Raw genomic sequence first — 25,304 nt, 5'->3', positions numbered from 1 at the left:
CATCTTGCATCCCACGGGAGGGCTGGATGGGCGCATCAATTCGATGGACCGCGCGACTGCGCGCGCTGCTTCGCCAATGGCGGGGCGCGCCGTTGACGTGGCTGATCGTCGGCGGCTTCGTGTTGATGGCGGCGATGGCCATCGGCACCGGGCTCACCGTCGACCGCTTTCGCCAGAACGCGATCGAGAGCGGCCGCGACAGCCTGGAAAGCTCTGTCCGTCTGCTCGCCCGCCATTTCGACCGCGAGTTCGAGGATTTTACGGTACTCCAGAAGAGCGTCACCGCGGAACTCGAAGGTCATGGCATCGATTCCGCCGACGTGTTCCGCAGCGAGATGGCGACGCTTGCCATGCACGAGGTGCTGCGCACCAAGGCCAGCGGCTGGTCCGACGTTGCCGGCGCCAACGTGTTCGATTCCAACGGCGTGCTGATCAACTCGTCGAAGCGTTGGCCGGTCGCCGATATCTCGGTGTCCGATCGCTTCTATTTCAACCGGCTCAAGAACGATCCTTCCTTGCAGGAGGAGATCGAGGTCGTGCCCGGCCGGCTCGGCAATGGTCCGGCGATCGTGTTCGCGCGGCGCGTGTCGGGCCCGCATGGCGAATTCCTCGGCCTGGTGTCGCGGGCCATTACGCCGGAGCAGCTTGAATCCTTCTTTGCCTCGACCGGACTTGGCGAAGAATCCTCGATCGCGATGCACCACCGGAACGGCCAGCTGCTGGCGCGCGTTCCGCATGTCGACGCCATGATCGGGCAAAACTACCGCACCGGCTCGCCCGAGCAGAAGGCCGTGTTCGAGCGCAGCTTCGTCACGACCGAGCTCACCAGCCCGATCGACGGCAAGGACCGCATCGTTTCTTCGCGCATGCTGACCGGCGAACCGCTGGTCGTGGTTGCCACCAAATCGCTGGACGCGACGCTCGCAACCTGGCGCACGCAAACCAAGTTCTTCGTCACTGTCGCTGTGCTGTCGATCGGCCTGCTCGTGCTCACGCTGTTCCTGATCTTCCGCCAGGTCACGCACCGCGTCTCGCTCGAGAAGCAGCGGCTCGACACCGCGATGAACACGATGACGCAGGGCCTGCTCATGTTCGACCAGGACGAGCGGCTCATCGTCTGCAACCGCCGCTACATCGACATGTACAAGCTCTCGACCGCGGTGGTGAAACCCGGCGCCTATTTCCGCGACGTGATCCAGCATCGCGCCGACACCGGCTCGTTCGACGGCGACGTCGATTCCTATTGCGACGACATCCTGAACAGCGTCGGGCGCATCCAGAGCACCATCGTCGAGACCTCCGACGGCCGCCTGATCGAGATCAAGAACCAGCCCGGCGCGGCCGGCGGCTGGCTTGCCACGCATGACGACGTCACCGAGCGCATCCGCGCCGACGAGCGCATCGCGCATATGGCGCATTACGACGCGCTGACCGACCTGCCCAACCGCGTCCTGATGCGCGGGCATCTGGAACGGCGCGTGGCGGAGCTCAGCCAGGGCAAGCCCTTTGCGATCCTCTATATCGACGTCGACGAGTTCAAGGGCGTCAACGATTCGCTCGGGCACGAGGTCGGCGACGAGTTGCTGCGCCAGGTCGCCAACCGCCTGCGCGCCTGCGTCAGCGGCAATGATCTGGTGGCGCGGCTCGGCGGCGACGAGTTCGCGATCATCAAGGCCGGGACCTGCGACCAGGCCGAGCTGGCGACGCTGGCCGAACAGATTCTGACGTCGCTGCGCCTGCCGGTGGACTGCAAGGGCCAGGAGATCCCGACCGATGCCAGCATCGGCATCGCGATCGCGCCCGACCATGGCGACAATCTCGACGACCTGCTCAAGCGCGCCGATCTGGCGATGTACGCCGCGAAATCGGAGGGACGCGGCACTTTCCGCATCTTCGTGAGCGAATACGACGCCAAGGCCAGGCTGCGCCGCCAGCTCGAGCTCGATTTGCGCCAGGCGCTCGCCCGCGGCGAATTCGAGGTGCACTATCAGCCGCTGGTCGATCTGTCCGCCAATGTCGTCACCGGCTGCGAGGCGCTGCTCCGCTGGCGCCATCCCGAGCGCGGCATGGTCTCGCCCGCGGACTTCATTCCGGTCGCGGAAGACACCGGCCTGATCGGCGAGATCGGCGAATGGGTGCTGAAGCAGGCCTGCACCGAGGCCGCCACCTGGCCCGGCGACATCCACATCGCGGTCAACGTCTCGCCGGTGCAGTTCCGATCCAAGACGCTGGCGCTGAAGGTCGCAGCCGCGCTGGCCGAGTCAGGCCTGGCGCCCGGACGGCTCGAGCTCGAGATCACCGAAACCGTGCTGATCCGCGACGACGCGGAGGCGCTGACCATCCTGCAGCAGCTGCGCGAGCTCGGCGTGCGCATCGCGCTCGACGATTTCGGCACCGGCTATTCATCGCTGAGCTATCTGCACCGCTTCCCCTTCGACAAGATCAAGATCGACCGCAGCTTCATCAGCGACATCGGCCAGTCCGACGATTCCTCGCCGATCGTCCAGGCCGTGGTGCACATGGCCGCCGCCCGCCACATGGCGACGACGGCGGAAGGCGTCGAGACCGAGGCCCAGCGCGACGTGCTGCGAGCGCTCGGATGCAGCCAGATGCAGGGCTGGCTGTTCAGCCCGGCGGTGCCGGCGGCGAAGCTGAAGCAATTGCTGTCGAAGCAGGCGGCCGCGGCGTAAGCCGCGCGCATAGGCGGATCAGGACATCCAGCCAAACGCGCTCATTCCGGGAGGCTCGTTCAGCGTCCGCTCAGACAGGTGCTGTTACGTTCGTCTCGAACTTCTGCACCTTGTATTCGCGCGGCGTTTCCATATCTCATCGGCATGATGAAGCTCTCACTCATTCAGGACCAGGCGATCCAGGCGCTGATGGCAGGTGCCGTCGGCGCCGAGACGTTCGATCGCCTCTTTGCGGGCATCCGTTTCGACAAGCTCGACGGCACCATGCTCTACGCCTTCGCCAAGGACGAGGAGATCGCCTCCGACATCGAGGACGGCTATTCGATCTATATCGCCGCCGTCGCATCGCGTGTGCTGAAGCGACAGGTCGATGTCGTCGTCGTCATGCCAAAGGTTCTGCAATAGGTGCGACGATCTCCTGGGCTCAGTCGATGAAGGCGGCAAGCTCTTCGGGTGTTCCGGAGGGAAACGCCTCCTTGAGACAGTCGAGGAAGGCGGATACGCGCGCACTCAGCAGCCGGCGGGATGGATAGAGCGTCCAGAGAGCGATCTCGGGTCCATCGACATCACCCCAGTGCACGAGCTTGCCGGCCGCCAGGTCGTGAATCACGAGCGACACCGGAAGCCGAGCGGCGCCGACGCCGGCTCGGACCGCATCGCGGACCATGATCAGCGATGATAGGCAAAGCACTGGTTCGGCCGTGATCCGCAGGTTTCCACCCGGCGCGACCACATCCCAGCTGGTCGTCGGATCACCCGTCTCGCGCACCACGGCTGAAACGGCACGATCGCCGGTAGGACGACCCAGGCTCGGGCTCGCCACGACCACCAGCCGATCGCGCAGAAAGATTCGTCCGACCAGACTTTCGTCCGGATCCGGATTGACGCGGATCACCAGGTCATAGCCTTCCTCGATCATGTCGACGGCACGATCTTCCGTCGTGACCTCGAGCCGGACCTCCGGATATTTCAGCGCGAATTTTGCGGCCAGCTTTCCCATCGCGGTTTGCGAGAACAGGAGCGGAGCGCTGATCCGCAGCCTGCCGCGCGGCCTGTCGCCGCCAGAAGTGATTGCGGCTGCGGCCTCCTCGAGCTCGGCGAGCAACGTCCCCGTCCGCTCATACAGCGCCCTCCCTTCCTGGGTGAGCTTCAGCATGCGCGTCCCCCGCTCGAACAGGCGCAGTTCGAGGCTGCTCTCCAGGTCAGCGACCCGGCGGGACAGCGTCGCTTTGGGGCGGCCGGTGGCCCGGGCGGCCCGTCCAAAACCGCCGTGACGGGCAACCAGATTGAAATCGGCGAGAGCAAGCAGGTCCATTCGTTCCACCAGCAAGACAGTATGTCTAGATATACCGCCTATCGGCTCGAATATGGATCACTATTTTGCGGGGTGTCTCTTAACCCCCAAACAGGAGTGACCCCATGACTATCCTCGTTACCGGCGCCACCGGCCGTGTCGGCCGCCACGTCGTCCAGCAGCTCGTCAAGCGCGGCGCCGACGTACGCGTGCTGTCCCGCGATCCCGCAAAGGCGGATTTCCAAAGCGGTGTGAAGGTCGCGAAAGGCGACCTGCTCGATATCGACTCGCTGCGCGCCGCGTTCAGCGGCGTCAACACGCTGTTCCTGCTCAATGCGGTGACGGGCGAGGAATTCACCCAGGCGCTCATTACCTTGAACATCGCGCGCGAGTCGGGCGTCGATCGGGTCGTCTATCTCTCGGTGATCAACGCCGATCGCTTCGTGAACGTGCCGCACTTCGCGGTGAAGTTCGGCGCCGAGCGGATGATCGAACAGATGGGCTTCAACGCCACGATCCTGCGTCCGTCCTACTTCATCGACAATGATCTCACGATCAAGGAGGTCATCCTCAACCACGGCGTCTACCCGATGCCTATCGGCAGCAAGGGTGTCGCCATGGTCGATACCCTCGACATCGCCGAGATCGCGGCGATCGAGTTGATCCGGCGGGAGCAGGCTCCGGGCAAGCTGCCGATCGAAACCATCAATCTGGTCGGCCCCGACACGCTGACCGGTCCGGACGTGGCCGCGATCTGGTCGGACGTCCTGGGTCGCCCGATCGCCTATGGCGGCGATGATCCCACCGGCTTCGAGCAGAATCTCGCGGGTTTCATGCCGAAGTGGATGGCCTACGAAATGCGGCTCATGGTCGAGCGTTTTGTCAGCGACGGAATGATCCCTGAGGATGGCGACGTTGCGCGTCTGACCAAGATGCTGGGACGTCCGCTGCACTCCTACCGTAGCTTCGCGACCCGGATCGCGGCGAGTGCCGCGAAGCCGGTCTGACAGTAACGGCAGTCCGAACCCACGCCGCTTTGAATCGCTCCCGGACGTCGCCGCGACGCGACGTCCGGATCGAACGGCGGCGGCTTGGCATGTCCACATCAAAGCCCGCGATGCTGCAGTGGTTTCGTCAGCTTCGTAGGGTGGGTTAGCACCGTGGCGCGCGCAGCGCAGTCCACGGGGCGTAACCCACCACTTCTGTTTCTGCGGATAGAGCCAGCGGTGGGTTACGCCTAGCGAATCGCGCTTCGCGCAATTCGCGGGGCTAACCCAACCTACCGACTTCAATCACGCCGCCCTGAGATCGCCCACGAAGCGGTCGACGTCGCGCTTGAGATCGTCCGACAGGCGCGCCAGCATCTTGGCGGAATCCAGCACTTCACCGGCGGCTGCACCGGTCTGACCTGCAGCCTGCGACACGCCCGAAATGTGCCGCGAGACTTCGTTGGTGCCTTGCGAGGCCTGCTGCACGTTGCGCGCGATCTCGCGCGTTGCGGCGCCCTGCTCCTCGACGGCGGCCGCGATCGCCGCCGCGATCTCGTTGACGCGCTGGATGGTGGTGCCGATCGACTGGATTGCGGTCACCGACGACTTGGTCGCGCCCTGGATCGCGGCGACCTGACCGGTGATTTCTTCGGTCGCCTTCGCGGTCTGCGTGGCGAGGTTCTTCACTTCGGAAGCGACCACCGCAAAGCCACGGCCGGCTTCGCCCGCGCGCGCCGCCTCGATGGTGGCGTTGAGCGCGAGCAGATTGGTCTGCTCGGCAATGCCGGTGATGAGCGCGACGACGTCGCCGATGCGCTGGGCGGCATCAGCCAGCGCCTGCACCTCGGCGTTGGTGCGGTCGGCTTCGCCGGCGGCGGCACCCGCAATGCTGGAGGATTCCGCGACCTGACGGCTGATCTCGCTGATCGAGGCCGAGAGCTCTTCCGTGGCCGCCGCAACCGTCTGCACATTGGAGGAGGCATCGCCGGACAAGCTCGCGACCGAAGCCGCCTTGGACGAGCCCTGCTCGGCGGTCGACGACATCGACTGCGCGGTAGCGTTGAGCTCGCCGGAAGCCGAGGCCAACGTGTGCAGCGATTCCGTGACGGTCTTCTCGAACTGTTCGATAAGGCCATCGACGGCAAGCTGGCGCCGCTCTTTCCGGCCCTGCTCCGCCGACTGCTCCTCGGCGAGGCGATCGCCCGTGATCATGTTCTCCCTGAACACGGACACCGCACGCGACATTTCCCCGATCTCGTCGCCGCGCTCGATGCCCGCGAGCTCGATCGCATAGTTGCGCTCGGCAAGCGATCGCATCGCCTGCGTCAGCTTGCGGATCGGCGCGCTGACGCGGCGGTTCACCAGGATGAAGCCGAACAATGTAATGGCGAGCGCGACCAGCATCATCCCGCCGTGGAGCGCGAGGCTCCATGTCGCCGCCGTCATCTGCCGACCGGCACGGGAGACCATTTCGGCCAGCGCGACCTGGCCGGCCTCGACGCTGTAGTTGAGGATCGCGGTGTTGAGCTTGGAGAGATCCTCGACCTTGATGTCGATGGTCTGGTTGTTGCTCAGCGCCTTGATGAAGCCCTGCTGGCGCTCGGTCATGGCGGCGGCCTCGCCCTGCTTCGAGCGCGCGATCACGTCGGTGAGACTTGCCGGCGCATCAGGACGGCCGGCGACATCCAGCACCTGGCTCCAGGCCTGCTTGGAACGGCCGGTATCTTCGGCAGCGCCGACCATGTCGGCGGCGCTCCAGGGCTTGCCCGCTGCAGCCGCGGCTTCGAGACGGATGGCGACCAGACCACCGAAATTGCGCGCGGACCAGGCCGATTGCTTCACGCCGAGGACATGATCGACCACGGGGTCGGTGAGCTTGAGCGCGTTCTCGAGCTCACCGGTCAGCGCCAGGATGGCGTCGAGATAATCCTGCGCGGCCTTGCGGAATTCGTCGCCGACCTTGGGGTCACGCTGCGCCTTGGCTTGATGGATGGCACTTTCCGCCTTGGACCGCATCGGCACGAGCGCATCGTGGATCGCGACCAACTTGCTGGTGGCGGCGGCCAGACGGGTGTCGCTCACGCCCGCGAGACGTTCGAGCACGTTCTTGTAAGCGGCTTCCGACAATCCCCTGTTGGTGGCGATGCGGTCGTCGGCATTGGCGTTGGCCGGGGCGTCCGCGACCAGCGCCGAGAGGAAGGTGCCGCGCTCGAGCCGGAAGCCGAGCAAGGTCGCAAACAGCTGCTGGTCGGTGCTGGCGAAGCGCTCGACCTTCTGCGCGGCGCTGTTGCGCTCGATGGCGCCAAACAGCCCGGTCGAGAGCTGCCCGACCAGGAACAGGCCGAGGACGCCGATGATGGCGCCGAGAACCGAACGAATGGAGGGATTGCCGAACAATGCCATAGGGAGCGCCGGATCTCTGAATCAGAAAAAGATGCAGAAAACTACCGGCCCGCCCCTAAGATTTGGTTCACCACATGCGCCCACGCCCGCGGGCACACGCGAACCAGGCCCAATTTGGAGCTGGGGAGGTTTAGCTACCTCAGGTCGCGCGGCTCATTTCGCCCGTCTAGCGGCCTGGATCTCGACGAACTCGGCGTCCGGATGGGTGACGATGGTGGTGAACATGATGCCGCTGATGATGAGCGACCAGGCGGTGTCCCAATAAATCCAAAACACTTTCCAGCCTCCGTTTTGCCAGCCTCCGTTCTGCCAGCCTCGGTTTTCGGCGTCCTCCGCCCGCGAGACCGAGGTAACGGCGGGCCGCGGCTGCCGTTCCCACGCGATCATGCGGCCCGGGTGCCTGCGGCTTGAGCAGGCAAAGTGCAAACGTCTCCTGAGTTTGTCAGCGAGACCTTGCGATCGGTTTAACCAGTGTGGCGCTTTGCCACGACATTGCCATACCGAAGGTCCCTGTGAACGAGTTCATAGGGTCGTCGCCGTTTGCAGTGCACGATGGCCGAACCTTCGGCGGACGGATCTGGCCTGATGCGCAAACAACTGGTCGCCTGGACCATCCTGACCTCGGCTTTGCTGGCCGTCGCCGTGTGGACCGTGCTTGGTCCGCCCGACCATCCGGCCGGCCCGCATCTGCCCTCGCGCGACCTGACGGCGTCGGTGAGGTAGATTCTTGTTTTGACGCGTTTTCTTGACGCGAACCGGCATCCCCTTCGCTCGAAAACGCTTTGGTCCAATCGATACAATTTCGGTATCAATCAATCCCCATTGGAATTTGGTGCAACGGAACACGAGCGGCTATCCTCTGGCGCAAAACGACAACGCCATACCGGCAGGAGGACGCCCATGATCAGACCGACACGCACCGCATCCCGCGCTGCGATTGCCGCCACCCTCTTCACCTGTCTTGCCCTCGTTTCCGGAGTCCGTGCCGGCATGGCCGAAACCTTCGCCTATGTCGGCAATGCCGACTCCAACGACATCAGCGTGTTCAAGATCGCCGAAAGCGGCGAGATGATGCCGGTGCAGACCGCCGCGTTCACCGGCGTCGAAAAGGCCGGCGCCTCGACGCCACTCGCGATCACGCCCGATCATCGCGTGCTGATCGCAGGCGTCCGCTCGCAGCCGTTCCTCGCGGTGAGCTTTGCGATCGACCCCAAGACCGGCCTCCTCAGCCATATCGGCAACGGACCGCTCGCCGACAGCATGGCCAACATCGCTATCGACCGCGGCGGCAAGGTGCTGTTCAGCGCCTCCTATGGCGGCAACAAGGTCGCGCTGAATCCGCTTCAAGCCAACGGCGTCGTCGCCGAGCCGAAGCAGGTGATCCCGACCGGGCTGAACGCACACGCCTTCCTGCCCTCACCCGACAACCGTTTTGTCTTCGCGACCAATCTCGGCTCCGACCAGGTGCTGAGCTTTGCGTTCGACGCCGCCGCCGCCACGCTGACGCCGAGCGATCCGCCTTCGATCAAGACGCCGGAGAAATCCGGGCCGCGGCACTTCGTGTTCCATCCCAACGGCAAGTTCGTCTATCTCATCCACGAGCTGAACGGCGACGTCGCGGCGTACAGCTATGAAGCCAAGAGCGGGGCCTGGGGCGAGATCCAGCGCACCACCGCGCTGCCGGAAGGCTTCAACGGCAAACCTTGGGCCGCCGACATCCACATTACCCCGGATGGCCGCTTCCTCTACGCCTCCGAGCGCACCACCAACACGCTCACCGCCTACAAGGTCGATGCGACCAGCGGCAAGCTGACCACAGTCGGCAGCGTGCCGACCGAGAAGCAGCCGCGCGGCTTCAACATCGATCCGACCGGCCGCTACCTCGCCGCGGTCGGCGAGCTGTCCGACGGCATGACGGTCTACGCCATCGACCAGACCAGCGGTGCGCTCAGCAAGCTGAAATCCTACGCCACCGGCAAGAAGCCGAACTGGGTGGAGTTTTTGAAGCTGCAGTGAAGGCTTCCTCTTACCCTCCCCTGGAGGCCCCCCAGGGGAGGGTGAAAGACGGCGAACCTTAGCTCCGGTCCGAAAGACTAAATCAACAGGCGGCATCGCGCCGCCTGCGCTGCGGCATTTCTCATGCGGTCAGCCCATGGCCCGCTGTTGCCGCTTCTGCTATCCATCGAAGCCTTATCGATGAAGCCTTGCGACCAACCGGAATGACCGATGCGTTCATTGCCTGCGCGTTCCTTTTCCAAGTCTCTCATCGCCCTGAGCGGACTGCTGTTGCTGTCCCAGCCCGTGCTCGCGGCCGATGACGACGCGCCCAAGGGGCCGGCGGTCACGGTGCTGAAGGCGGCAAAATCCTGCTTCTCCGACATCGTCGAGGCCACCGGCTCGATCGTCGCGCGCGAGGAGACCTCGGTGCGACCCGAACGTCCGGGGCTGAAGGTGACCGAGGTGCTGGCCGAAGCCGGCGACACCACGACAGCCGGCCAGGTCATGGCGCGGCTGGCGCTGCCCGAAGGCGGCACGCTGCAGGTCACCGCCCCCGTCGCCGGCGTCATTGCCACCTCGACCGCGCAGATCGGTGCGCCCGCCTCGGCCAAGGGCGAGGCGCTGTTCACCATCGTGGCGCGCAGCGAATACGACCTCGTCGGCCTGGTCGCGACCAACGATGTCAGGAAGCTTGCGGTCAATCAGCCGGCCACCGTGCGGATTGCCGGTGCCGGCGATCTCGATGGCAAGGTGCGTCGCATCGGTCCGACCGTCGAGCCGAACATCCAGCAGGGCATGGTCTATATCGGCATCTCCTCGCAGAAGCGGCTGCTGCTGAATGCGAGCGGGCGCGCGCTGATCAAGACCGGGCAGAGCTGCAACGTCGCGGTGCCGCTGACGTCGGTGCAATATTCATCCGCAGGCACCGTGGTGCAGGTGATCCGCCGCAATCGCGTCGAGACCAAGCGCGTCGAGACCGGCTTGATGTCGGGCGGCAATATCGAGGTCCGCGACGGCCTCAGCGAAGGCGATATCGTCGTCGCCCGCGCCGGTGCGCTCTTGCGCGAAGGCGATCCCGTGCGTCCGGTGATGGCGAGCGAAGCGGCGAAGTAGCAGACGGTGTCGTAGGGTGGGTTAGCCGAAGGCGTAACCCACCTTTTTTAGTTTCCGCGGATGCAGACGTGGTGGGTTACGCTGCGCTAACCCACCCTACGAAGCTGTCGCGTGAAACTAGCCGCCGGCTTCGTTGAGGCGGACGTCCTCGAGCAGCGAGGAGGAGACGGTCGGGACCTGGTCGCCTTCGGAGGCGCGGGAGATGGCGACGCGGGTCTTGTTGAAGACGCTTTCGGCGCTGCTACCCTGCTGCGCATTGAGATTGTTGAGGAGCTCGCTGACCAGCGTAGAGTGCTCGCCCTTGCCGTCGTCGACGACCTTGCCGGGCGAGGCCGAGGACAGGATCAGCGCGTTGTCAGGCGTGCCGATCGGCGCGAGACCGTGCGAGTAGGAGCGGAAGCGGCGCTCATAGGGATTGCGGCGGGACGCATCGACGACGACGAGCTTGGCCTTGGCGCCCTGCTCCTTCATCATGTTGAGCACGCCCTCGATCGAGACGCCCTGGCGGCGGACGTCGCTTTCCTTCCAGATCACGGCATCGACCGGCAGCATGTAGCTCTCGCGGCCGGCTTGCACGCCGTAGCCGCCGAAGAACAGCATGACGACGGTGTCGTGCTTGATGCGGGACTTGAGGCGGTTGACGGCGCGGACCATGTCGTCCTTGCTCGCGTCTTCCACCATGTCGACGTCAAAACCGTTCTTGCGCAGCGTCGAGGATAGCGCGCGCGCGTCGTTGATCGACTGCGTCAGCGGGGCGCTGGCGTCGGGATAATGACCATTCCCGATGACGAGCGCGAGACGTGAGGTCTGGCCCACCGAGCCCGTGACCTGGTCGGTCGTGACGGCCTTGGCGGCGTCGAGCGCGCGCATGTTGAGGGCAGCATGGGCGCCGATCACCAGCGACACCGTGCCGATGAGGGCTGCGGCGAGCGCAATCGAGCGTCGGGAAATGTCGAGCTGCCGTACATTCATCTCGGTTCATTCCTGTCAGTGCCAAAGACCGGCCAAGCGCGCGCACACTGTTTGAGTAGCGCGATGGCGTCTTTAGGTTTGAGGGATTGGCCGGGGGAGTGCCCCCGAATTGCGCGCAATTTGCGGCACCGCACCAAACAAACCCTTAACCGGATATCTCCGGCTCGGCAATAGATCGCTCTAAATTCGATCTAAGCCACTGAATATATTGGTTAATTATACAGCCCTCATTCCTCCATTCTTTGGCTCCCCCGTAGCCTTCCGGGGGTCGATCATGCAGCCCTTGTGCCGGATTTTTCCGTGACGTCAGTCACATTTGTATTTGCCGCGAATCCGGGTAGCTTTTTCAAAGACTTGCGGGGGCCAGGTCGCCGCCTGGCCCCCGCGAAAGTCCCCCGCCACCAGGTATTTCATGAGCTTTCATTATTTTGCAGGTGCCGCGTGCCGGGCGCTGACGGCGCGGAAAGACGGCCCGTCCCTTTATGACGTCTGCGATCCCGTATTGTCAGGTCCTTCCAGCGGCGATCCGCATCTGGCCAAATTCTACAAGACCGCGCTCGGCAATCCGGCGTTGCGGGTGCTGCTGCGCCGGGCCGGCTTGAGCGAGCTGCGTGACGAGGCCAGGCTCGCCCGGCTGCGCGAGGCTTTGGTCCGCGCCCGCGACGATGCCGAGCCCGACTGGGCGGCGGTCGGCCAACCCATCGCCGAACTGGTCGACACCATCAAGCTCGACCATCCCAGGCCACCGCCGGCCATGTTCGCCGGCGCCATGCCGGAGCAAACACAAATCGACGGCGCGATCCGCGATTGCGCGCAGCATCTGCTCGGCTCGTATCGCAAGAACGGTTTCCTGCCAACCTATGCCGCGTTCAACCTGATCGGCGATCCAGACTTGCGCGGGCGCGAGCTGATCATGGCGCTCACCGGGCTGAATGCGCGCGGCTACAAGAATTCGTCGCTGCTGTTCAACCTCGCCCGCGTCTTCATCGCGCGCTCGGAGGCCCGCGCCGTGGTCAATCCGCCCTGGCGCGGGATTGCCGAGCCGATGTGGGAGCCGGTGCAGATCCGACACCGCTCGGCCTATTACGACGCGTTCTTCATCGAAGCATTGCTCAGCTATGTCGAGACCGGGCTCGCCTCGCCGGCAGACAAGACCGCAGCCGAGCGCGCGATCGCCGACATGGTCGATTTCTGTGTCAACATCAGCCGCGAGGAGGCCGAGGGCATCGGCGGTCAGCGCTTCAACGTCATCACCGCGCTCGCACCCCCGCCGCATCCGCGCTTCTCCCACTATTTTGCGCAGATCAAGCAGGACCTCGGCTTCGGCGTCTATGTGCCGGATTGCGACACCACGGCGTGCTCGATTTCCGCGGCGACGCAGGCCGGCTGCACCGATCCGATCATCGACCAGCCGCTGCTGGATTTCTACGCGGGCTACCAGGTGCATGCCGGCGTCAACGAGCCGCGCGTGACGGTCCCGATCAACGACAATATCGATTACGAGGGCGGCGTTGCGACCTGGATCGACAACCTCAAAGGCGAACGGCCCTACGGCAACGATCTCGATCCGACGCTCAATCTCGACATTCTCGAGGTGAGCTTTCGCAACCTGGCGCGTTGGAAGATTCTGGAGACGCCGGCGCGGCTTGCGACCGTGCACCGGATCATCGGCTTCCAGAAGCGCTTGGCGGCAAGCGGCGCCTTCGCCAATCCGCGCTCGCACATCTATTATCTGCCGGAGCTCTACAGCGCCTATTTCGGCCGCTGCTACGCGGCCTTCCTGGCGTTGCCGCTGGCAGCCCAGGCCGCGGTCGATCCCGACGGCGATTTCGACTTCATCCGTCATCGCGTGCTCGCCTACGTCAAGGGCGAGCTGATGGCCGCCGAGATGAACGTGTTCGACGCCGCGCTGGCGCTGATTGCGCTCGGTCATCTCGGCGCCGACCCGCGCGCCTTTGCACCCGCGCTCAACGTGATCGTCGATGCCATCGGTGAGGGCGGCCGCCGCGGCCCATTCCGCGCCTATGAATGGAACAAGATGAAGACCCCGACGCGGATTCTGGTCGGCGGCCCGGAGGTGACGTCGGCGTTTGTGTTGATGGGGCTGGCGGTGGCGCGCAGGCGAATTGTGAATGGCGAATAGTGCAGTGCGCGCACTATTCGCCGCTCCCCACTCGCCGCTCGCCCGGTAATGACGGGAAGTTGAAAGCCTATCCGTTAGGCATAAGCTGGCCGCGCGGCCCAAAGCCGACCACAATTGCGCGGCTTATCAAGGTGTTCCCAAGTCAATGCAGATAAGGCAATGCGGACGACAATGCGGACCGGCATGTTGCGAAAACTCCTGATTGTGCTGTCTTTGCTCGGCTTACCCTTGCTCGGCTTGCCATCGCTGGCGCAGGCGGCCGACGTCACCGGCATCGCCAAGGTCCGCGATGGCGATTCCGTCCTGATCGGCAGCACGCGGATCCGGCTTGGCGGCATCGACGCGCCCTCCGCCGACCAGCTCTGCCTCAACACCAAGGCCGAGCGCTGGACCTGCGGCGCTGCGGCGCGTGACGAGCTCGCCAAATACACCGAGGGCAAGAGCTGGGTGTGCCATGCCCGCGCGATCGACCGGCGCGGCCGCACCGTGGCGCACTGCGAGGTCGGCGGCGAGGACATCCAGAAATGGCTGGTGCGCAACGGCTGGGCGCTGGCCTACACCCGCATGTCCCACGATTACGATGCCGACGAGGCTGCCGCGCGTGAGGCAAAAGCCGGGATGTGGCAGGGCGCCTTCATCGCCCCCTGGGACTGGCGCGTGCGCAACAAGAAGACGGCGATCCTGGGCGCGACCAAGCCGCCCGAAGGGGCGCATTCGGTGCTGCTCGCCTCGGCCTCGGGGCCGGTCGCGCCGTCGCCGGACTGTACCATCAAGGGCAACGTCAACACCGCCGGCGAATGCATTTACCACACCCCGACCAGCCGCTGGTACACCCAGATCAAGATGAAGATCAGCAAGGGCACCCGCTGGTTCTGTTCGGTCGAGGAGGCCGAGGCCGCCGGCTGCCGCGAGACCAAGCGATAGGCGCATCTGGCGTGCGTTTTACGTGCTTTTCTCGGGCCGCCCCGCCGCGTAAGACTATGAATCAGCGACCCACCAGACAATCTTCACGACACAAGGAAGATAGCAATGACCGTTCGCGCGGGCCGGGAATTTCTGGCCATCCCCGGGCCCACCACGATACCCGACGCTGTGCTGCAGGCAATGCATCGTCCGGCGATCGACATCTACTCCAAGGAGATGCTCGACCTGACTGAAAGCCTGCTCCGCGACATCTCGAATCTGTTTGCGACCAAGGGCAAGTCCTACATCTACATCGCCAACGGCCACGGTGCCTGGGAAGCCGCGCTGAGCAACGTGCTGTCGCGCGGCGACAAGGTGCTGGTGCTGGAGAGCGGACGGTTTGCGATCGGCTGGGGCAATGCGGCGGCGCTGATGGGCGCCGAGGTCGAGGTGCTCAAAGGCGACTGGCGCCGCGCGGTGCGGCCGCACGAGGTCGAGGAGCGGCTGCGCCGCGACACCGAGCACAAGATCAAGGCCGTGGTCGTCGTCCAGATCGATACGGCCTCGGGCGTGCAGAACGACATCGAGGCGATCGGCAAGGCCATCAAGGCGGCCGACCATCCCGCGCTGTACATGGTCGATACCGTCGCCTCGCTCGGCTGCATGCCGTTCGAGATGGACAAATGGGGTGTCGACGTCGCGATGTCGGGCTCGCAGAAGGGCCTGATGACACCGCCCGGTCTTGGCTTCGTGTCGGCCAGCGCACGCGCGCAGGACGCGCACAGGCGCGCCAACATGGCGACGCCCTATTGGAGCTGGAGCGAGCGCGAGGGCACCGAGAACTATCGCAAATATGCCGGCACCGCCCCGGTGCATCTGTTGTTCGCGCTGCGCCAGGCGATCGACCTTATTCACGAGGAAGGCCTGGAGAACGCGTTCCGCCGCCACGCGCTGCTCGCCGAAGCCGCCCGGCGTGCGGTCGGCGCTTGGACGGAGGGCCAGGTGCTCGGCTTCAACGTTGCCGAACCCCACGAGCGCTCCAACACCGTGACCACGGTGACCATGACCACCGGCCATGATCCCGCGGTGCTGCAGCGCTATTGCAAGGAAAAGTGCGGCGTCGTGCTCGGCACCGGCATCGGCGACCTCTCGGGCCAAGCCTTCCGCATCGCCCATATGGGCCATGTCAATGCGCCGATGCTGCTCGGCACGCTCGGGGTCATCGAGGTCGGATTGAACGCGCTGAAGATCCCACATGGCAAGGGCGGGCTGGAGGCGGCGGTCGCATATCTGGGTGAGCAGGTGGCGGTGTAAGCTTCGCCTCTCCCCGCGTGCGGGGAGAGGGAGCCAACCGCCGGCGCAAGCGGCCTTCTTTAAATCCCCCACATTCGATCTGATATAGGGACGAGACACATCTCTTCCCCGAGGATCGATTTGCCCAAATCCGCCAGCACGACCCCGACCGCTCCCGTCGCTCCGCGCCGGCCGCATTCCTTTGGCCATCACGGCATCACCGTGACCGACGACTATGCCTGGCTGAAGGACGCGAAATGGCAGGAGGTGCTGCGCGATCCAAAGGTGCTCGATCCCGACATCCGCAAATATCTGGATGAAGAGAACGGCTACACCGAGAGCCTGCTCGGCCACACCGCGAGCCTGCAGAAAATGCTGGTGCGCGAGATGCGCGGCCGCATCAAGGAGGACGATTCCAGCGTGCCGTCGCCGGACGGACCGTTCGCGTACTTCCGCAAATTCCGCGAGGGCGGCCAGCACGAGCTGTTCGGCCGCATGCCCCGCGACGGCGGCGAGGGCCATATCGTGCTCGACGGCGATGCGCTCGCCAAGGACCACAAATATTTCAAGTTCGGCGGCAGCCGGCACTCGGACGATCACAAGCTGCAGGCCTGGAGCGCCGACACCAAGGGGTCGGAATATTTTACGATCCGCGTGCGCGACTGGGCGAGTGGCAAAGACGTCGACGACGTCGTCGAGGAGACCGACGGCGGCGTGGTCTGGAGCAAGGATGCGAAGTCGTTCTTCTATGTGAAGCTCGACGACAATCACCGGCCGATGCAGGTGTGGCGGCACAAGCTCGGCACCAAACAGGCCGACGACACGCTGGTCTACGAGGAGCAGGATTCCGGCTGGTTCACCCATCTGCATGAGAGCACCAGCGGCCGTTTCTGCGTGATCGCCGGCGGCGACCACGAAACCTCCGAGCAGCGGCTGATCGATCTGACCCATCCGGAAGCGCCGCCGCGTCTCGTCGCGGCGCGCGAGGAGGGCGTGCAATATTCGCTCGCCGATCGCGGCGACGAGCTCTTCATCCTTACCAATGCCGATGATGCCATCGACTTCAAGATCGTCACCGCGCCGCTGAGCCAGCCCGAGCGCAAGAACTGGCGCGACCTGATCCCCTATCGTCCCGGCATCTACATCATCGACCTCGATCTCTATGCCGGCCATCTGGTGCGGCTGGAGCGTGCCAACGCGCTGCCGGCGATCGTGATCCGCGACCTCACGACCAGGGAGGAGCACGCGATCGCCTTCGACGAGGCCGCGTATTCGCTGGACACGATGGGCTCCTACGAATTCGACACGACGAATTTGCGCTTTGCCTATTCGTCGATGACGACGCCGTCGGAAGTCTACGACTACGACATGACCAAGCGCACGCGCACCTTGCGCAAGCGCCAGGAGATTCCGTCTGGCCACAATGCGGCCGATTACGTCACCACCCGCATCATGGCGAAAGCCCATGACGGCGCCGAGGTACCGGTGTCGATCCTCTATCGCCGCGGACTGAAGCTGGACGGCGCGGCGCCGCTGTTGCTCTACGGTTATGGCTCCTACGGCATGGCGATGCCGGCCTCGTTCAACGCCAACCGCCTGTCGCTGGTCGACCGCGGCTTCGTCTACGCCATCGCCCATATCCGCGGCGGCTCCGACAAGGGCTGGGGCTGGTATCTCGACGGCAAGCGCGAGAAGAAGACCAATTCGTTCGACGATTTTGCGGCCAGCGCCCGCGCGCTGATCGATGCGAAATACACGAGCCGCAAGCGTATCGTCGGCCATGGCGGCTCGGCCGGCGGCATGCTGATGGGCGCGGTCGCAAACCGTGCCGGCGAATTGTTCGCCGGCATCGTCGCCGAAGTGCCGTTCGTCGACGTGCTCAACACCATGCTCGACGACACGCTGCCGCTGACGCCACCGGAATGGCCGGAATGGGGCAACCCAATCGAGAGCGAAAAGGATTTTCGCACCATCCTGTCGTACTCGCCCTACGACAATGTCGCGGCCAAGGACTATCCGGCAATCCTGGCGATGGGCGGCTTGACCGATCCGCGCGTGACTTATTGGGAGCCCGCCAAATGGATCGCCCGCCTGCGCGCGACCATGACGGGCGGCGGTCCGGTCCTGCTCCGCACCAACATGGGCGCCGGCCACGGCGGCGCCTCGGGACGCTTTGACCGGCTCGATGAAATCGCGATCGTCTATGCGTTTGCGCTATGGGCGGCCGGGATGGCGGAGGCGTAATCTTCTCCCTCTCCCCGCAAGCGGCCGCAAGCGGGGAGAGGCGAAGACTCACACCGCGCCGTGCGCCTCCACATAGAGCGCGTAGATGGAATGGCAGCTCGCCATATAAAGGCGGTTGTTCTTTGGCCCGCCGAAGCAGAGATTTTCGCAGCGTTCGGGCAGCTTGATGAACGCGAGCGGCTTGCCTTCGGGGTTGAACACCATGACGCCGTCGAGATCTTCCGACTTGCCCTTGAGCTGATAGACCTTGCGGCCGCCGACGTCGGTTGGCTCGGACTGCAATGCGCCGTTCGAGCCCCAGCCGCACCAGAGATTGCCGTCGCGATCGACGCGAAAGCCGTCGAGCGAGCCTTGGTCGGCGGCATCGATCAGCTTGGTCTTGCCGCTGAGGCTACCGTCGTCGCCGACATTGTAGCTCCAGATGCTGCGATTGGGCGTGCCCTTCCACTCGACGACATAGAGCTTCTTCTCGTCCGGCGAGAAGGCGATGCCGTTCGGATTGACGAGGTCGGTGAGCACGGCGGTGAGCTTGCCGTCCTTGGCGATGCGATAGACGTTGGTGGTGGCCTGTTCGGGCTTCTCCTTCTTGCCTTCCCATTCGCCGTTGATGCCGAACACGGGATCGGTAAACCAGATGCTGTCGTCGGACTTGACCACGATGTCGTTCGGCGCGTTCAACCGCTTGCCCTCGAACTTGTCGGCGAGCACGGTGATCTTGCCGTCCTTCTCGGTGCGCGTGATGCGGCGCGTGACCGAGTGCTCGCAGGTGACGAGGCGGCCCTGACGGTCGCGCGCATTGCCGTTGGCGTAGTTGGCGTTGGCGCGGAACACGCTGGTTTGCCCGGTCTTCTCGTCGAACTTCATGATCCGGTTGTTGGGAATGTCGGAGAACAGCAGATAGCCGCCTTCCGGGAAATAGACCGGACCTTCGGCCCAGCGCAGGCCGGTCGCGACCTGTTCGAGCGTCGAGGAATAGAGGCGGTATTTTGCAAAGCTCGGATCCAGGATCTGGACGGCCGGGTCCGGATAGCGCTGGGCCGGCGTGAACGGAAACGACTGTGCGCCGGACGCGCGGGCCAGCAGCGTCGAAGCCGCCGCCGCGCCGGCGCCGGACAAGAGATTGCGTCGGGTGAAAGTCATAAGAGTCCTCTCTGCTTGATCAAAGGCCGGCACTTGATGTGGCCGGCCTGTTTCTTGAAGTGGTCGTGATGCGTAACCTTACCGGCCGTTCTTCTTCCGCCATTCCGCAAAATCGGTGAGCGTGTGCGGATCGGTCGCCGGATAGAGGCCAAAGATACCGCGGCCTTTGCCGACTTCCTCGGTGACGAAATCCTCGAAGGCGGTCATCTCGAAGGTCTCGTTCGCGATCTCATCCGCGAGGTGTGCGGGGATGACGATGACGCCGTCGGCATCACCCAGAATGACGTCGCCGGGAAACACCGGCGCATCGCCGCAACCGATGGGAACGTTGATCTCGATGGCCTGATGCAGCGTCAAATTGGTCGGCGCTGAGGGACGATGGTGATAAGCGGGAATGCCGAGCTTTGCGATCTCGGCAGAATCGCGAAAACCGCCGTCAGTGACGACGCCGGCGACGCCGCGCTTCATCAACCGCGTCACCAGGATCGCGCCGGCCGAGGCCGCGCGCGCGTCCTTGCGGCTGTCCATCACCAGCACGCTGCCAGCCGGGCAATCCTCGACCGCCTTGCGCTGCGGATGCGAGCGATCCCTGAACACGTCGATGGTGTTGAGGTCCTCGCGCGCCGGCATGTAGCGCAGCGTGAAGGCCTCGCCGACCATGGTCGGCTGGTCGGCGCCGAGGGGATGCACATCCTGGATCATCTGGATGCGCAGGCCGCGCTTGAACAGCGCGGTCGCGACGGTGGCCGTGGAGACGGACTTGAGCTTGTTGCGGGTGGCTTCGCTGAGTTTTGACATGGGGCTATCACTCTCTCTTTCGTCATTCCGGGGCGCGCGCAGCGCGAACTACGGTGCGCAATTGCGCACCTGAGAATCTCGAGGTTCCGGGTTCGCCTCTTCGAGGCGCCCAGGAACGACGGGGGTGGGGTCAGTAAATCGACGGCTCGCCGATCGGCGCACCAAAGTCGGTCTCGAGGAAGTCGAAGTCGCAGCCGTCATTGGCCTGCTTGATGTGCTTGGTGAACATCCACCCATAGCCACGCTCGAAGCGGCGCTCGGGCTGCTTCCAGGCGGCGCGGCGCTTTGCGAGCTCGGCCTCGGGGACATCGAGATTGATGGTACGCGCGGCGACGTCGAGCGTGATGCGATCGCCGTTCTGCACCAGCGCCAGCGGACCGCCGATGTAGGACTCCGGTGAAACGTGCAGGATGCAGGCGCCGTAGCTGGTGCCGCTCATGCGCGCATCCGAGATGCGCACCATGTCGCGCACGCCCTGCTTCACGAGCTTGGTCGGGATCGGCAGCATGCCCCATTCTGGCATGCCCGGTCCGCCCTGCGGCCCCGCATTGCGCAGGATCAGAATGTGATCCTCAGTGACATCGAGATTGGGATCGTCGACCGCCTTCTTCATCGAGGGATAGTCGTCGAACACCAGCGCAGGCCCGGTGTGCTTGAGGAAGCGCGGCGCGCAGGCCGAGGGTTTGATGACGGAGCCGTCGGGCGCGAGATTGCCCTTGAGCACGGCGAGCGCGCCCTCCTTGTAGATGGGATTGTCCACGCCGCGGATGACATCGGCATTGTGAACCTCGGCGCCGTCGATGTTCTCGCCGAGGGTCTTGCCGCTCACCGTGATGCAGTCGAGGTGCAGATGCTGCCTGATCTGGCCCATCAGCGCCGGCAGGCCGCCGGCATAGAAGAAATCTTCCATCAGATAGGTATCGCCGCTCGGACGGACATTCGCGATCACGGGCACCTTGCGGCTCGCGATCTCGAAATCGTCGAGGCCGATATCCTGGCCGGCGCGGCGGGCCTGCGCGATCAGATGGATGATCGCGTTGGTCGAGCAGCCCATCGCCATCGCCACCGCAATCGCGTTCTCGAACGCTCTGCGGGTCTGGACGATCTTCGGCGTCAGATCCTCCCACACCATCTCGACGATGCGGCGGCCGCATTCACTGGCCATGCGGATGTGGTTGGCGTCGGCTGCGGGAATCGAGGAGGCGCCCGGCAGCGTCATGCCGATCGCTTCCGCGATCGCGGTCATGGTCGAGGCCGTCCCCATGGTCATGCAGGTGCCGTAGCTGCGCGCGATGCCGGCTTCGATGTCGAGCCAGTCCTTGTCGGAGATTTTGCCGGCGCGGCGCTCGTCCCAATATTTCCAGCCGTCGGAGCCGGAGCCGAGCGTCTTGCCCTTCCAGTTGCCGCGCAGCATCGGGCCGGCCGGCAGATAGATCGCCGGAATGTTCATCGAGGTCGCACCCAAGAGCAGCGCCGGCGTGGTCTTGTCGCAACCGCCCATCAGCACCGCGCCATCAACGGGATGGCTGCGCAACAGCTCTTCGGCCTCCATCGCCAGCAGATTGCGATAGAGCATCGTGGTCGGCTTCAGCAGCGATTCCGACAGCGACAGCGCCGGCAATTCCACCGGCAGGCCGCCGGCCATCAGGATGCCGCGCTTGACGTCGTCGACGCGCGACTTGAAGTGCATGTGGCACGGCTGCGCATCCGACCAGGTGTTGATGATCGCGATGCACGGACGGTCCTTCCACTCCTCCGGAGCGTAGCCCATCTGCATGGCGCGGGAGCGGTGGCCGAACGAGCGGAGATCGTCGGGCGCGAACCAGCGCGCACTGCGGAGCTGGTCGGGTGTTTTCTTCTTGGTCATGATTGGGTGCCCCATTTCTGGACCGTGTTCCGCTCGATGGCGCGGAAGATCAGGTTCTCGACAAAGAGCCCGATGATAATCACCGTCAAGAGGCCCGCGAACACTGCGGGTATGTCGAGCAGGTTGCGGTTCTCGAAGATGAACCAACCGAGCCCGCCCTGGCCCGAGGACACGCCGAACACCAGCTCGGCCGCGATCAGCGTACGCCAGGCAAAGGCCCAGCCGATCTTGAGGCCGGTCAGGATCGAGCCGAAGGCCGCCGGGATCAGGATCTTTGCCACATAGGGCAGTCCGCGCAGGCCGTAATTGCGGCCGACCATGCGCAGCGTGTTGGACACGCTCTTGAAGCCGGAATGGGTGTTGAGCGCGACCGGCCACAGCACCGAATGGATCAGCACGAAGACGAGGCTGCCATTGCCGAGGCCGAACCAGATCAGCGCCAACGGCAGCAGAGCGATCGCCGGCAACGGGTTGAACATCGCCGTCACCGTCTCCAGGAAATCCGTGCCGATGCGGGTGGAAATCGCGAGCACGGTGAAGATCGCGGCCAGCACGATGCCGGCCGAATAGCCCATGAACAGCACCTTTAGCGAGGTCCACGCCCGCATCGGAATGGTGCCGTCCTTGACGCGATCGTACATCGTGAGGAGCGTGTCGTGCAGCGTGGGAAACAGGAGGGGATTGTCGAGTGAGAGGCCGTAGGCTTCCCAAACTGCCGCCAAAAACAGGATGATGACGGTCTTGCGAACAAAGCCGTCGTTCCATAACAGCTCAAGCACGCTCAGCTTGCGCTCGACCTCGTCCGCACCGCCGGTGGCGGCGACCGGCGCGTCGCGCAACAGGATTCTCGCTTCGCCCATGAGCGGCTCCTTCAATGCGCCGTGGCTTCGCGGGCGAACAGGAGATCGTGGATCTCATTCTCCAGCCGGCCGGCGCTGCCGTCGTCATTGCTGACCTTGTCGACGTCGACCACCTCGGCCTTGACCCGGCCGGGATGCGGCGACAGCAACAGAATGCGGTTGCCGATGCGGATGGCTTCCGCGATCGAATGCGTCACGAACAGCACGGTGAACTTGGTTTCGCTCCAGAGCTGCAGCAGCTCGTCCTGACAGGTCCGGCGCGTCAGCGCGTCGAGTGCTGCGAACGGCTCGTCCATCAGCAGGATGTCGGGCTCCATCGCCATGCCGCGCGCGATCGCGACGCGCTGCTTCATGCCGCCGGAGAGCGTGTGCGGATAGGCGTCGACGACGCGGGTGAGGCCGACCTTCTCGATATAGGCCCGCGCGCGTGCCTCGGCGTCCTTGCGCGACAGCTTTCGCGCGGTCAGCAGCGGGAACATTACATTGGCGAGCACGCTTTTCCAGGGCAGGAGCTGGTCGAATTCCTGGAAGATCATCATGCGGCCGGCGCCGGGGCCGCGGATCTCGCGATCGCCGATGGTCATGCGGCCTTCGCTCGGTGACATGTAGCCGCCGACGGCCTTGAGCAGGGTCGACTTGCCGCAGCCGGACGGTCCGAGCAACACGAAGCGATCGGACTTGTCGACCGCAAAACTCACCCTCTCGGTGGCGGTGACGACGGCGCTGGAGGTCTTGTAGCGCAGCGTCACCCCACTGACGTCGAGCAGCGCCATCAGTTGCCCTTCAGATCGTGCGCGACGGGGAGATAGTAATCGGTCCACGCCTTGGGCTGGGTCTTCAGCGTGCCGGTCCTGTAGAGGTGGGCGGCGAACTTCATTGTGCCCTGCGGCTCGAGATTCCATTCCATCATGCCGGGCTGCTTGAGCAGATCGAGCAGCTCTTCCACCGAGGTCTTGTCGCCGGTGATCTCCTTGTAGATCTCGACCGCCTGCTTGGTGTCGCTGCGGATCAGATCCTGCGCTTCCTTGGTGGCATCGCGCACCGCCTGGATGATCTTTGGATTGGCGTCGGCAAATTTGGTCGTGGTGAAGAACTGCGCCTGGCTGAGCGGGCCACCCATGACGTCGGGCGAGTTCAGCACGACGTGCGCGCCCGGCACGTTCTTCAGCTCCAGGAACGTGAACGGTGGGATCGAGAAATGGGTGTGCACCTCGTGCTTGGGATTGGACAGCGCCGCATAGGCGTCGGGATGACCAAGCTGCACGGTGTTGGCGTCGAGCTTCGACCATTGGTCGGCGCCGAAGGCTTCCGCCGCCGCAATCTGGAGTACGATCGCTTGCGTCGAGACTTTCACCGTCGGCACCGCGATCTTGTCGCTCGGGCCAAAATCCTTGATCGACTTGATGTTGGCGTCGCGGCTGATCAGCGTCATCGGCTGCGCCGAGGTCGCGACGATGCCCTTCACGCCGCCGCGGGTCCGGTCCCACAGCAACAGAAGATTGCCGGTGCCGGTGTTGAGAATGTCGACACCACCCGCGAGCAGCGCATCAGTCTGCGCGCCACCGCCGGAGAAGGTCACCCATTTGGTGGTGACGCCGGGCGCGCCGAGCGCGGCCGCATGCTTCTCGATCAGCTTCTGCTTCTCCATGATGTGGCTCGGCATGTAGAAAATGCCGGGCTGCCGCGACAGGGAGATCTCGGATTTCTGCTGCGCCTGCGCGGGCGAGGCCGACAGGACGGCCGCGGCGATCAGGGCGAGGACTGCACAGCCACGCTGGAATTGCTTGATCATTGTTGTTCGTTTCCTCCGGTCGGCATTGACGCGCGGCCGCGCTGATGCACTAATGCATTAGTGCATCAAAGGCAAGCCGGCCGGAGCAGCCGCCATGGAATCAGCCCATCCCGCGCCGCGCGCGGCCGCCCGGCTCGACCGAGCCCGGCAGGCCGCGCCGCAGGTGTTCGAGCGGCTGCGCAACGCGATCATTGCGTTGGAATTGCCGCCGGGCGCGCCGCTGTCGCGGGCAGAGCTGGCCGGCCAGTTCGGCGTCAGCTCGACGCCGGTGCGCGACGCGCTGATGCGGCTCGAGGAAGAAGGCCTGGTCGACGTATTTCCGCAGCATGCGACCGTGGTCAGCCAGATCGACGTCGACCGGGCGCAACAGGCGCATTTCCTGCGGCAGGCGCTGGAGCTGGAGATCGTCCGGCTCCTCGCAGAGGATCCCGATCCGGCCCTGATCATTCGGCTGGATCACGCCATCGCGCTGCAACAGCAATTCACGAAGGCCGGCGACTTCGAGGCCTTCATCGCCGCTGACAACGACTTCCATGCCGAGCTCTATACCGCCGCCGGAAAGCAGGACCTCTGGATGCTGGTGCGCAGCCGCAGCGGACATATCGACCGGCTGCGCCGGCTGCATCTGCCCTCGCCCGGCAAGGCCCAGAACATCGTGCGCCACCACAAGCTGATCACGCGCGCGATCGAGGCGAAAGACGCCGAAGCTGCGCAGCAGCATCTGCGCAAACATCTGTCAGGCACGCTGAGCGAGCTGGATCGGATCCGGCAGCACTATCCCGAATATCTCTCCGATTAGGCGCGG

General features: G+C 64.6%; 21 protein-coding genes. 11 read left to right on the top strand and 10 right to left on the bottom strand.

The genetic code is table 11. From position 1 onward, the window contains the following. Positions 1–26 precede the first annotated feature (26 nt). Both JJC00_RS02960 and JJC00_RS02955 read left to right on the top strand, forming a co-directional pair. Positions 27–2,690, top strand: a complete 2,664-nt coding sequence (locus JJC00_RS02960) for a bifunctional diguanylate cyclase/phosphodiesterase (RefSeq protein WP_200471272.1) — start codon at positions 27–29, stop codon at positions 2,688–2,690. Positions 2,691–2,834: 144 nt separating this feature from the next. Then, complete coding sequence (locus JJC00_RS02955; protein ID WP_200471271.1) at positions 2,835–3,095, top strand: hypothetical protein; 261 nt, start codon at positions 2,835–2,837, stop codon at positions 3,093–3,095. Positions 3,096–3,114: 19 nt separating this feature from the next. Here the strand turns inward: JJC00_RS02955 and JJC00_RS02950 are convergent, their stop codons facing one another. Further along, positions 3,115–4,005 carry a LysR family transcriptional regulator gene (locus JJC00_RS02950; RefSeq protein WP_200471270.1) on the bottom strand — a complete coding sequence of 297 codons (891 nt, stop codon included), beginning with the start codon at positions 4,003–4,005 and terminating at the stop codon, positions 3,115–3,117. Positions 4,006–4,109: 104 nt separating this feature from the next. Here JJC00_RS02950 and JJC00_RS02945 point away from each other — a divergent pair, with 104 nt between their 5' ends. Then, positions 4,110–4,991: an SDR family oxidoreductase gene (locus tag JJC00_RS02945; RefSeq protein WP_200471269.1), complete on the top strand. Its 882-nt coding sequence runs from the start codon at positions 4,110–4,112 to the stop codon at positions 4,989–4,991. Between the two features lie 285 nt (positions 4,992–5,276). Here the strand turns inward: JJC00_RS02945 and JJC00_RS02940 are convergent, their stop codons facing one another. Further along, positions 5,277–7,376: a methyl-accepting chemotaxis protein gene (locus tag JJC00_RS02940; protein ID WP_200471268.1), complete on the bottom strand. Its 2,100-nt coding sequence runs from the start codon at positions 7,374–7,376 to the stop codon at positions 5,277–5,279. A gap of 153 nt (positions 7,377–7,529) precedes the next feature. Then, entirely contained in the window at positions 7,530–7,652 is a 123-nt protein-coding gene (locus tag JJC00_RS38545; RefSeq protein WP_283048043.1) for a hypothetical protein, read from the bottom strand. A gap of 309 nt (positions 7,653–7,961) precedes the next feature. On the opposite strand from JJC00_RS38545, the gene JJC00_RS02935 reads away from it, so the two are divergent. The 3 genes from JJC00_RS02935 (at position 7,962) to JJC00_RS02925 (ending at position 10,487) form a co-directional block, all read left to right on the top strand. Then, positions 7,962–8,099: a hypothetical protein gene (locus JJC00_RS02935; protein WP_200297610.1), complete on the top strand. Its 138-nt coding sequence runs from the start codon at positions 7,962–7,964 to the stop codon at positions 8,097–8,099. 177 nt (positions 8,100–8,276) lie between these two features. Then, a complete protein-coding gene (locus tag JJC00_RS02930) occupies positions 8,277–9,392 on the top strand; it encodes a lactonase family protein (protein WP_200471267.1) in 1,116 nt (371 codons plus the stop codon). A 210-nt stretch (positions 9,393–9,602) separates the two neighbouring features. Further along, positions 9,603–10,487, top strand: a complete 885-nt coding sequence (locus tag JJC00_RS02925) for an efflux RND transporter periplasmic adaptor subunit (RefSeq protein WP_200471266.1) — start codon at positions 9,603–9,605, stop codon at positions 10,485–10,487. Positions 10,488–10,604: 117 nt separating this feature from the next. On the opposite strand, the gene JJC00_RS02920 is transcribed toward JJC00_RS02925, so the two are convergent. Next, entirely contained in the window at positions 10,605–11,459 is an 855-nt protein-coding gene (locus tag JJC00_RS02920; protein ID WP_200471265.1) for a caspase family protein, read from the bottom strand. A gap of 412 nt (positions 11,460–11,871) precedes the next feature. Between JJC00_RS02920 and JJC00_RS02915 the strand changes: the two genes are divergently transcribed. From JJC00_RS02915 to JJC00_RS02900, 4 genes are all read left to right on the top strand, one after another. Beyond that, on the top strand, positions 11,872–13,602 hold the full coding sequence (locus JJC00_RS02915) for a hypothetical protein (protein ID WP_200471264.1): 1,731 nt from the start codon (positions 11,872–11,874) through the stop codon (positions 13,600–13,602). A gap of 183 nt (positions 13,603–13,785) precedes the next feature. Beyond that, a complete protein-coding gene (locus tag JJC00_RS02910) occupies positions 13,786–14,526 on the top strand; it encodes a thermonuclease family protein (protein WP_200473961.1) in 741 nt (246 codons plus the stop codon). Positions 14,527–14,631: 105 nt separating this feature from the next. Further along, the gene (locus JJC00_RS02905; protein WP_200471263.1) at positions 14,632–15,819 is read left to right on the top strand and encodes a pyridoxal-phosphate-dependent aminotransferase family protein; all 1,188 of its coding nucleotides are present in this window, start codon (positions 14,632–14,634) and stop codon (positions 15,817–15,819) included. Positions 15,820–15,939: 120 nt separating this feature from the next. Then, positions 15,940–18,042 (top strand): S9 family peptidase, encoded by a 2,103-nt coding sequence (locus JJC00_RS02900; protein ID WP_200471262.1) that lies wholly within the window; start codon positions 15,940–15,942, stop codon positions 18,040–18,042. Positions 18,043–18,090: 48 nt separating this feature from the next. Here the strand turns inward: JJC00_RS02900 and JJC00_RS02895 are convergent, their stop codons facing one another. The 6 genes from JJC00_RS02895 to JJC00_RS02870 form a co-directional block, all read right to left on the bottom strand. Then, positions 18,091–19,182, bottom strand: coding sequence for an SMP-30/gluconolactonase/LRE family protein (locus JJC00_RS02895; RefSeq protein WP_200471261.1), 1,092 nt, complete (start codon positions 19,180–19,182; stop codon positions 18,091–18,093). Between the two features lie 78 nt (positions 19,183–19,260). Further along, on the bottom strand, positions 19,261–19,980 hold the full coding sequence (locus JJC00_RS02890) for a ribonuclease activity regulator RraA (RefSeq protein ID WP_200471260.1): 720 nt from the start codon (positions 19,978–19,980) through the stop codon (positions 19,261–19,263). Positions 19,981–20,110: 130 nt separating this feature from the next. Continuing rightward, positions 20,111–21,847 carry an L-arabinonate dehydratase gene (gene araD / locus JJC00_RS02885; RefSeq protein ID WP_200471259.1) on the bottom strand — a complete coding sequence of 579 codons (1,737 nt, stop codon included), beginning with the start codon at positions 21,845–21,847 and terminating at the stop codon, positions 20,111–20,113. Beyond that, positions 21,844–22,707 (bottom strand): ABC transporter permease, encoded by an 864-nt coding sequence (locus JJC00_RS02880; protein ID WP_200471258.1) that lies wholly within the window; start codon positions 22,705–22,707, stop codon positions 21,844–21,846. Before JJC00_RS02880 ends, araD begins: the two co-directional genes overlap by 4 nt. An 11-nt stretch (positions 22,708–22,718) precedes the next feature. Further along, a complete protein-coding gene (locus JJC00_RS02875; protein ID WP_200471257.1) occupies positions 22,719–23,480 on the bottom strand; it encodes an ABC transporter ATP-binding protein in 762 nt (253 codons plus the stop codon). Next, complete coding sequence (locus tag JJC00_RS02870) at positions 23,480–24,499, bottom strand: ABC transporter substrate-binding protein (protein ID WP_200471256.1); 1,020 nt, start codon at positions 24,497–24,499, stop codon at positions 23,480–23,482. Before JJC00_RS02870 ends, JJC00_RS02875 begins: the two co-directional genes overlap by 1 nt. Positions 24,500–24,593: 94 nt before the next feature. On the opposite strand from JJC00_RS02870, the gene JJC00_RS02865 reads away from it, so the two are divergent. Beyond that, a complete protein-coding gene (locus tag JJC00_RS02865; protein ID WP_200471255.1) occupies positions 24,594–25,298 on the top strand; it encodes a GntR family transcriptional regulator in 705 nt (234 codons plus the stop codon). Positions 25,299–25,304: the final 6 nt, after the last annotated feature.

The organism is Bradyrhizobium diazoefficiens (genome assembly GCF_016616885.1).
Lineage (GTDB): Bacteria > Pseudomonadota > Alphaproteobacteria > Rhizobiales > Xanthobacteraceae > Bradyrhizobium > Bradyrhizobium diazoefficiens_F.
This window is presented reverse-complemented; position numbering and strand designations above follow the sequence as displayed.

Bases quoted from the DNA above. Each gene is read 5' to 3' on its own strand.
- JJC00_RS02950 (WP_200471270.1), bottom strand. From the start codon at position 4,005: ATGGACCTGCTTGCTCTCGCCGATTTCAATCTGGTTGCCCGTCACGGC.
- JJC00_RS02915 (WP_200471264.1), top strand. From the start codon at position 11,872: ATGAGCTTTCATTATTTTGCAGGTGCCGCGTGCCGGGCGCTGACGGCG.
- JJC00_RS02960 (WP_200471272.1), top strand. From the start codon at position 27: ATGGGCGCATCAATTCGATGGACCGCGCGACTGCGCGCGCTGCTTCGC.
- JJC00_RS02935 (WP_200297610.1), top strand. From the start codon at position 7,962: ATGCGCAAACAACTGGTCGCCTGGACCATCCTGACCTCGGCTTTGCTG.
- JJC00_RS02945 (WP_200471269.1), top strand. From the start codon at position 4,110: ATGACTATCCTCGTTACCGGCGCCACCGGCCGTGTCGGCCGCCACGTC.
- JJC00_RS02930 (WP_200471267.1), top strand. From the start codon at position 8,277: ATGATCAGACCGACACGCACCGCATCCCGCGCTGCGATTGCCGCCACC.
- JJC00_RS02920 (WP_200471265.1), bottom strand. From the start codon at position 11,459: ATGAATGTACGGCAGCTCGACATTTCCCGACGCTCGATTGCGCTCGCC.
- JJC00_RS02925 (WP_200471266.1), top strand. From the start codon at position 9,603: ATGCGTTCATTGCCTGCGCGTTCCTTTTCCAAGTCTCTCATCGCCCTG.
- JJC00_RS02890 (WP_200471260.1), bottom strand. From the start codon at position 19,980: ATGTCAAAACTCAGCGAAGCCACCCGCAACAAGCTCAAGTCCGTCTCC.
- JJC00_RS02895 (WP_200471261.1), bottom strand. From the start codon at position 19,182: ATGACTTTCACCCGACGCAATCTCTTGTCCGGCGCCGGCGCGGCGGCG.
- JJC00_RS02875 (WP_200471257.1), bottom strand. From the start codon at position 23,480: ATGGCGCTGCTCGACGTCAGTGGGGTGACGCTGCGCTACAAGACCTCC.
- JJC00_RS02905 (WP_200471263.1), top strand. From the start codon at position 14,632: ATGACCGTTCGCGCGGGCCGGGAATTTCTGGCCATCCCCGGGCCCACC.
- JJC00_RS02940 (WP_200471268.1), bottom strand. From the start codon at position 7,376: ATGGCATTGTTCGGCAATCCCTCCATTCGTTCGGTTCTCGGCGCCATC.
- JJC00_RS02880 (WP_200471258.1), bottom strand. From the start codon at position 22,707: ATGGGCGAAGCGAGAATCCTGTTGCGCGACGCGCCGGTCGCCGCCACC.
- araD (WP_200471259.1), bottom strand. From the start codon at position 21,847: ATGACCAAGAAGAAAACACCCGACCAGCTCCGCAGTGCGCGCTGGTTC.
- JJC00_RS02870 (WP_200471256.1), bottom strand. From the start codon at position 24,499: ATGATCAAGCAATTCCAGCGTGGCTGTGCAGTCCTCGCCCTGATCGCC.
- JJC00_RS02910 (WP_200473961.1), top strand. From the start codon at position 13,786: ATGTTGCGAAAACTCCTGATTGTGCTGTCTTTGCTCGGCTTACCCTTG.
- JJC00_RS02955 (WP_200471271.1), top strand. From the start codon at position 2,835: ATGATGAAGCTCTCACTCATTCAGGACCAGGCGATCCAGGCGCTGATG.
- JJC00_RS02865 (WP_200471255.1), top strand. From the start codon at position 24,594: ATGGAATCAGCCCATCCCGCGCCGCGCGCGGCCGCCCGGCTCGACCGA.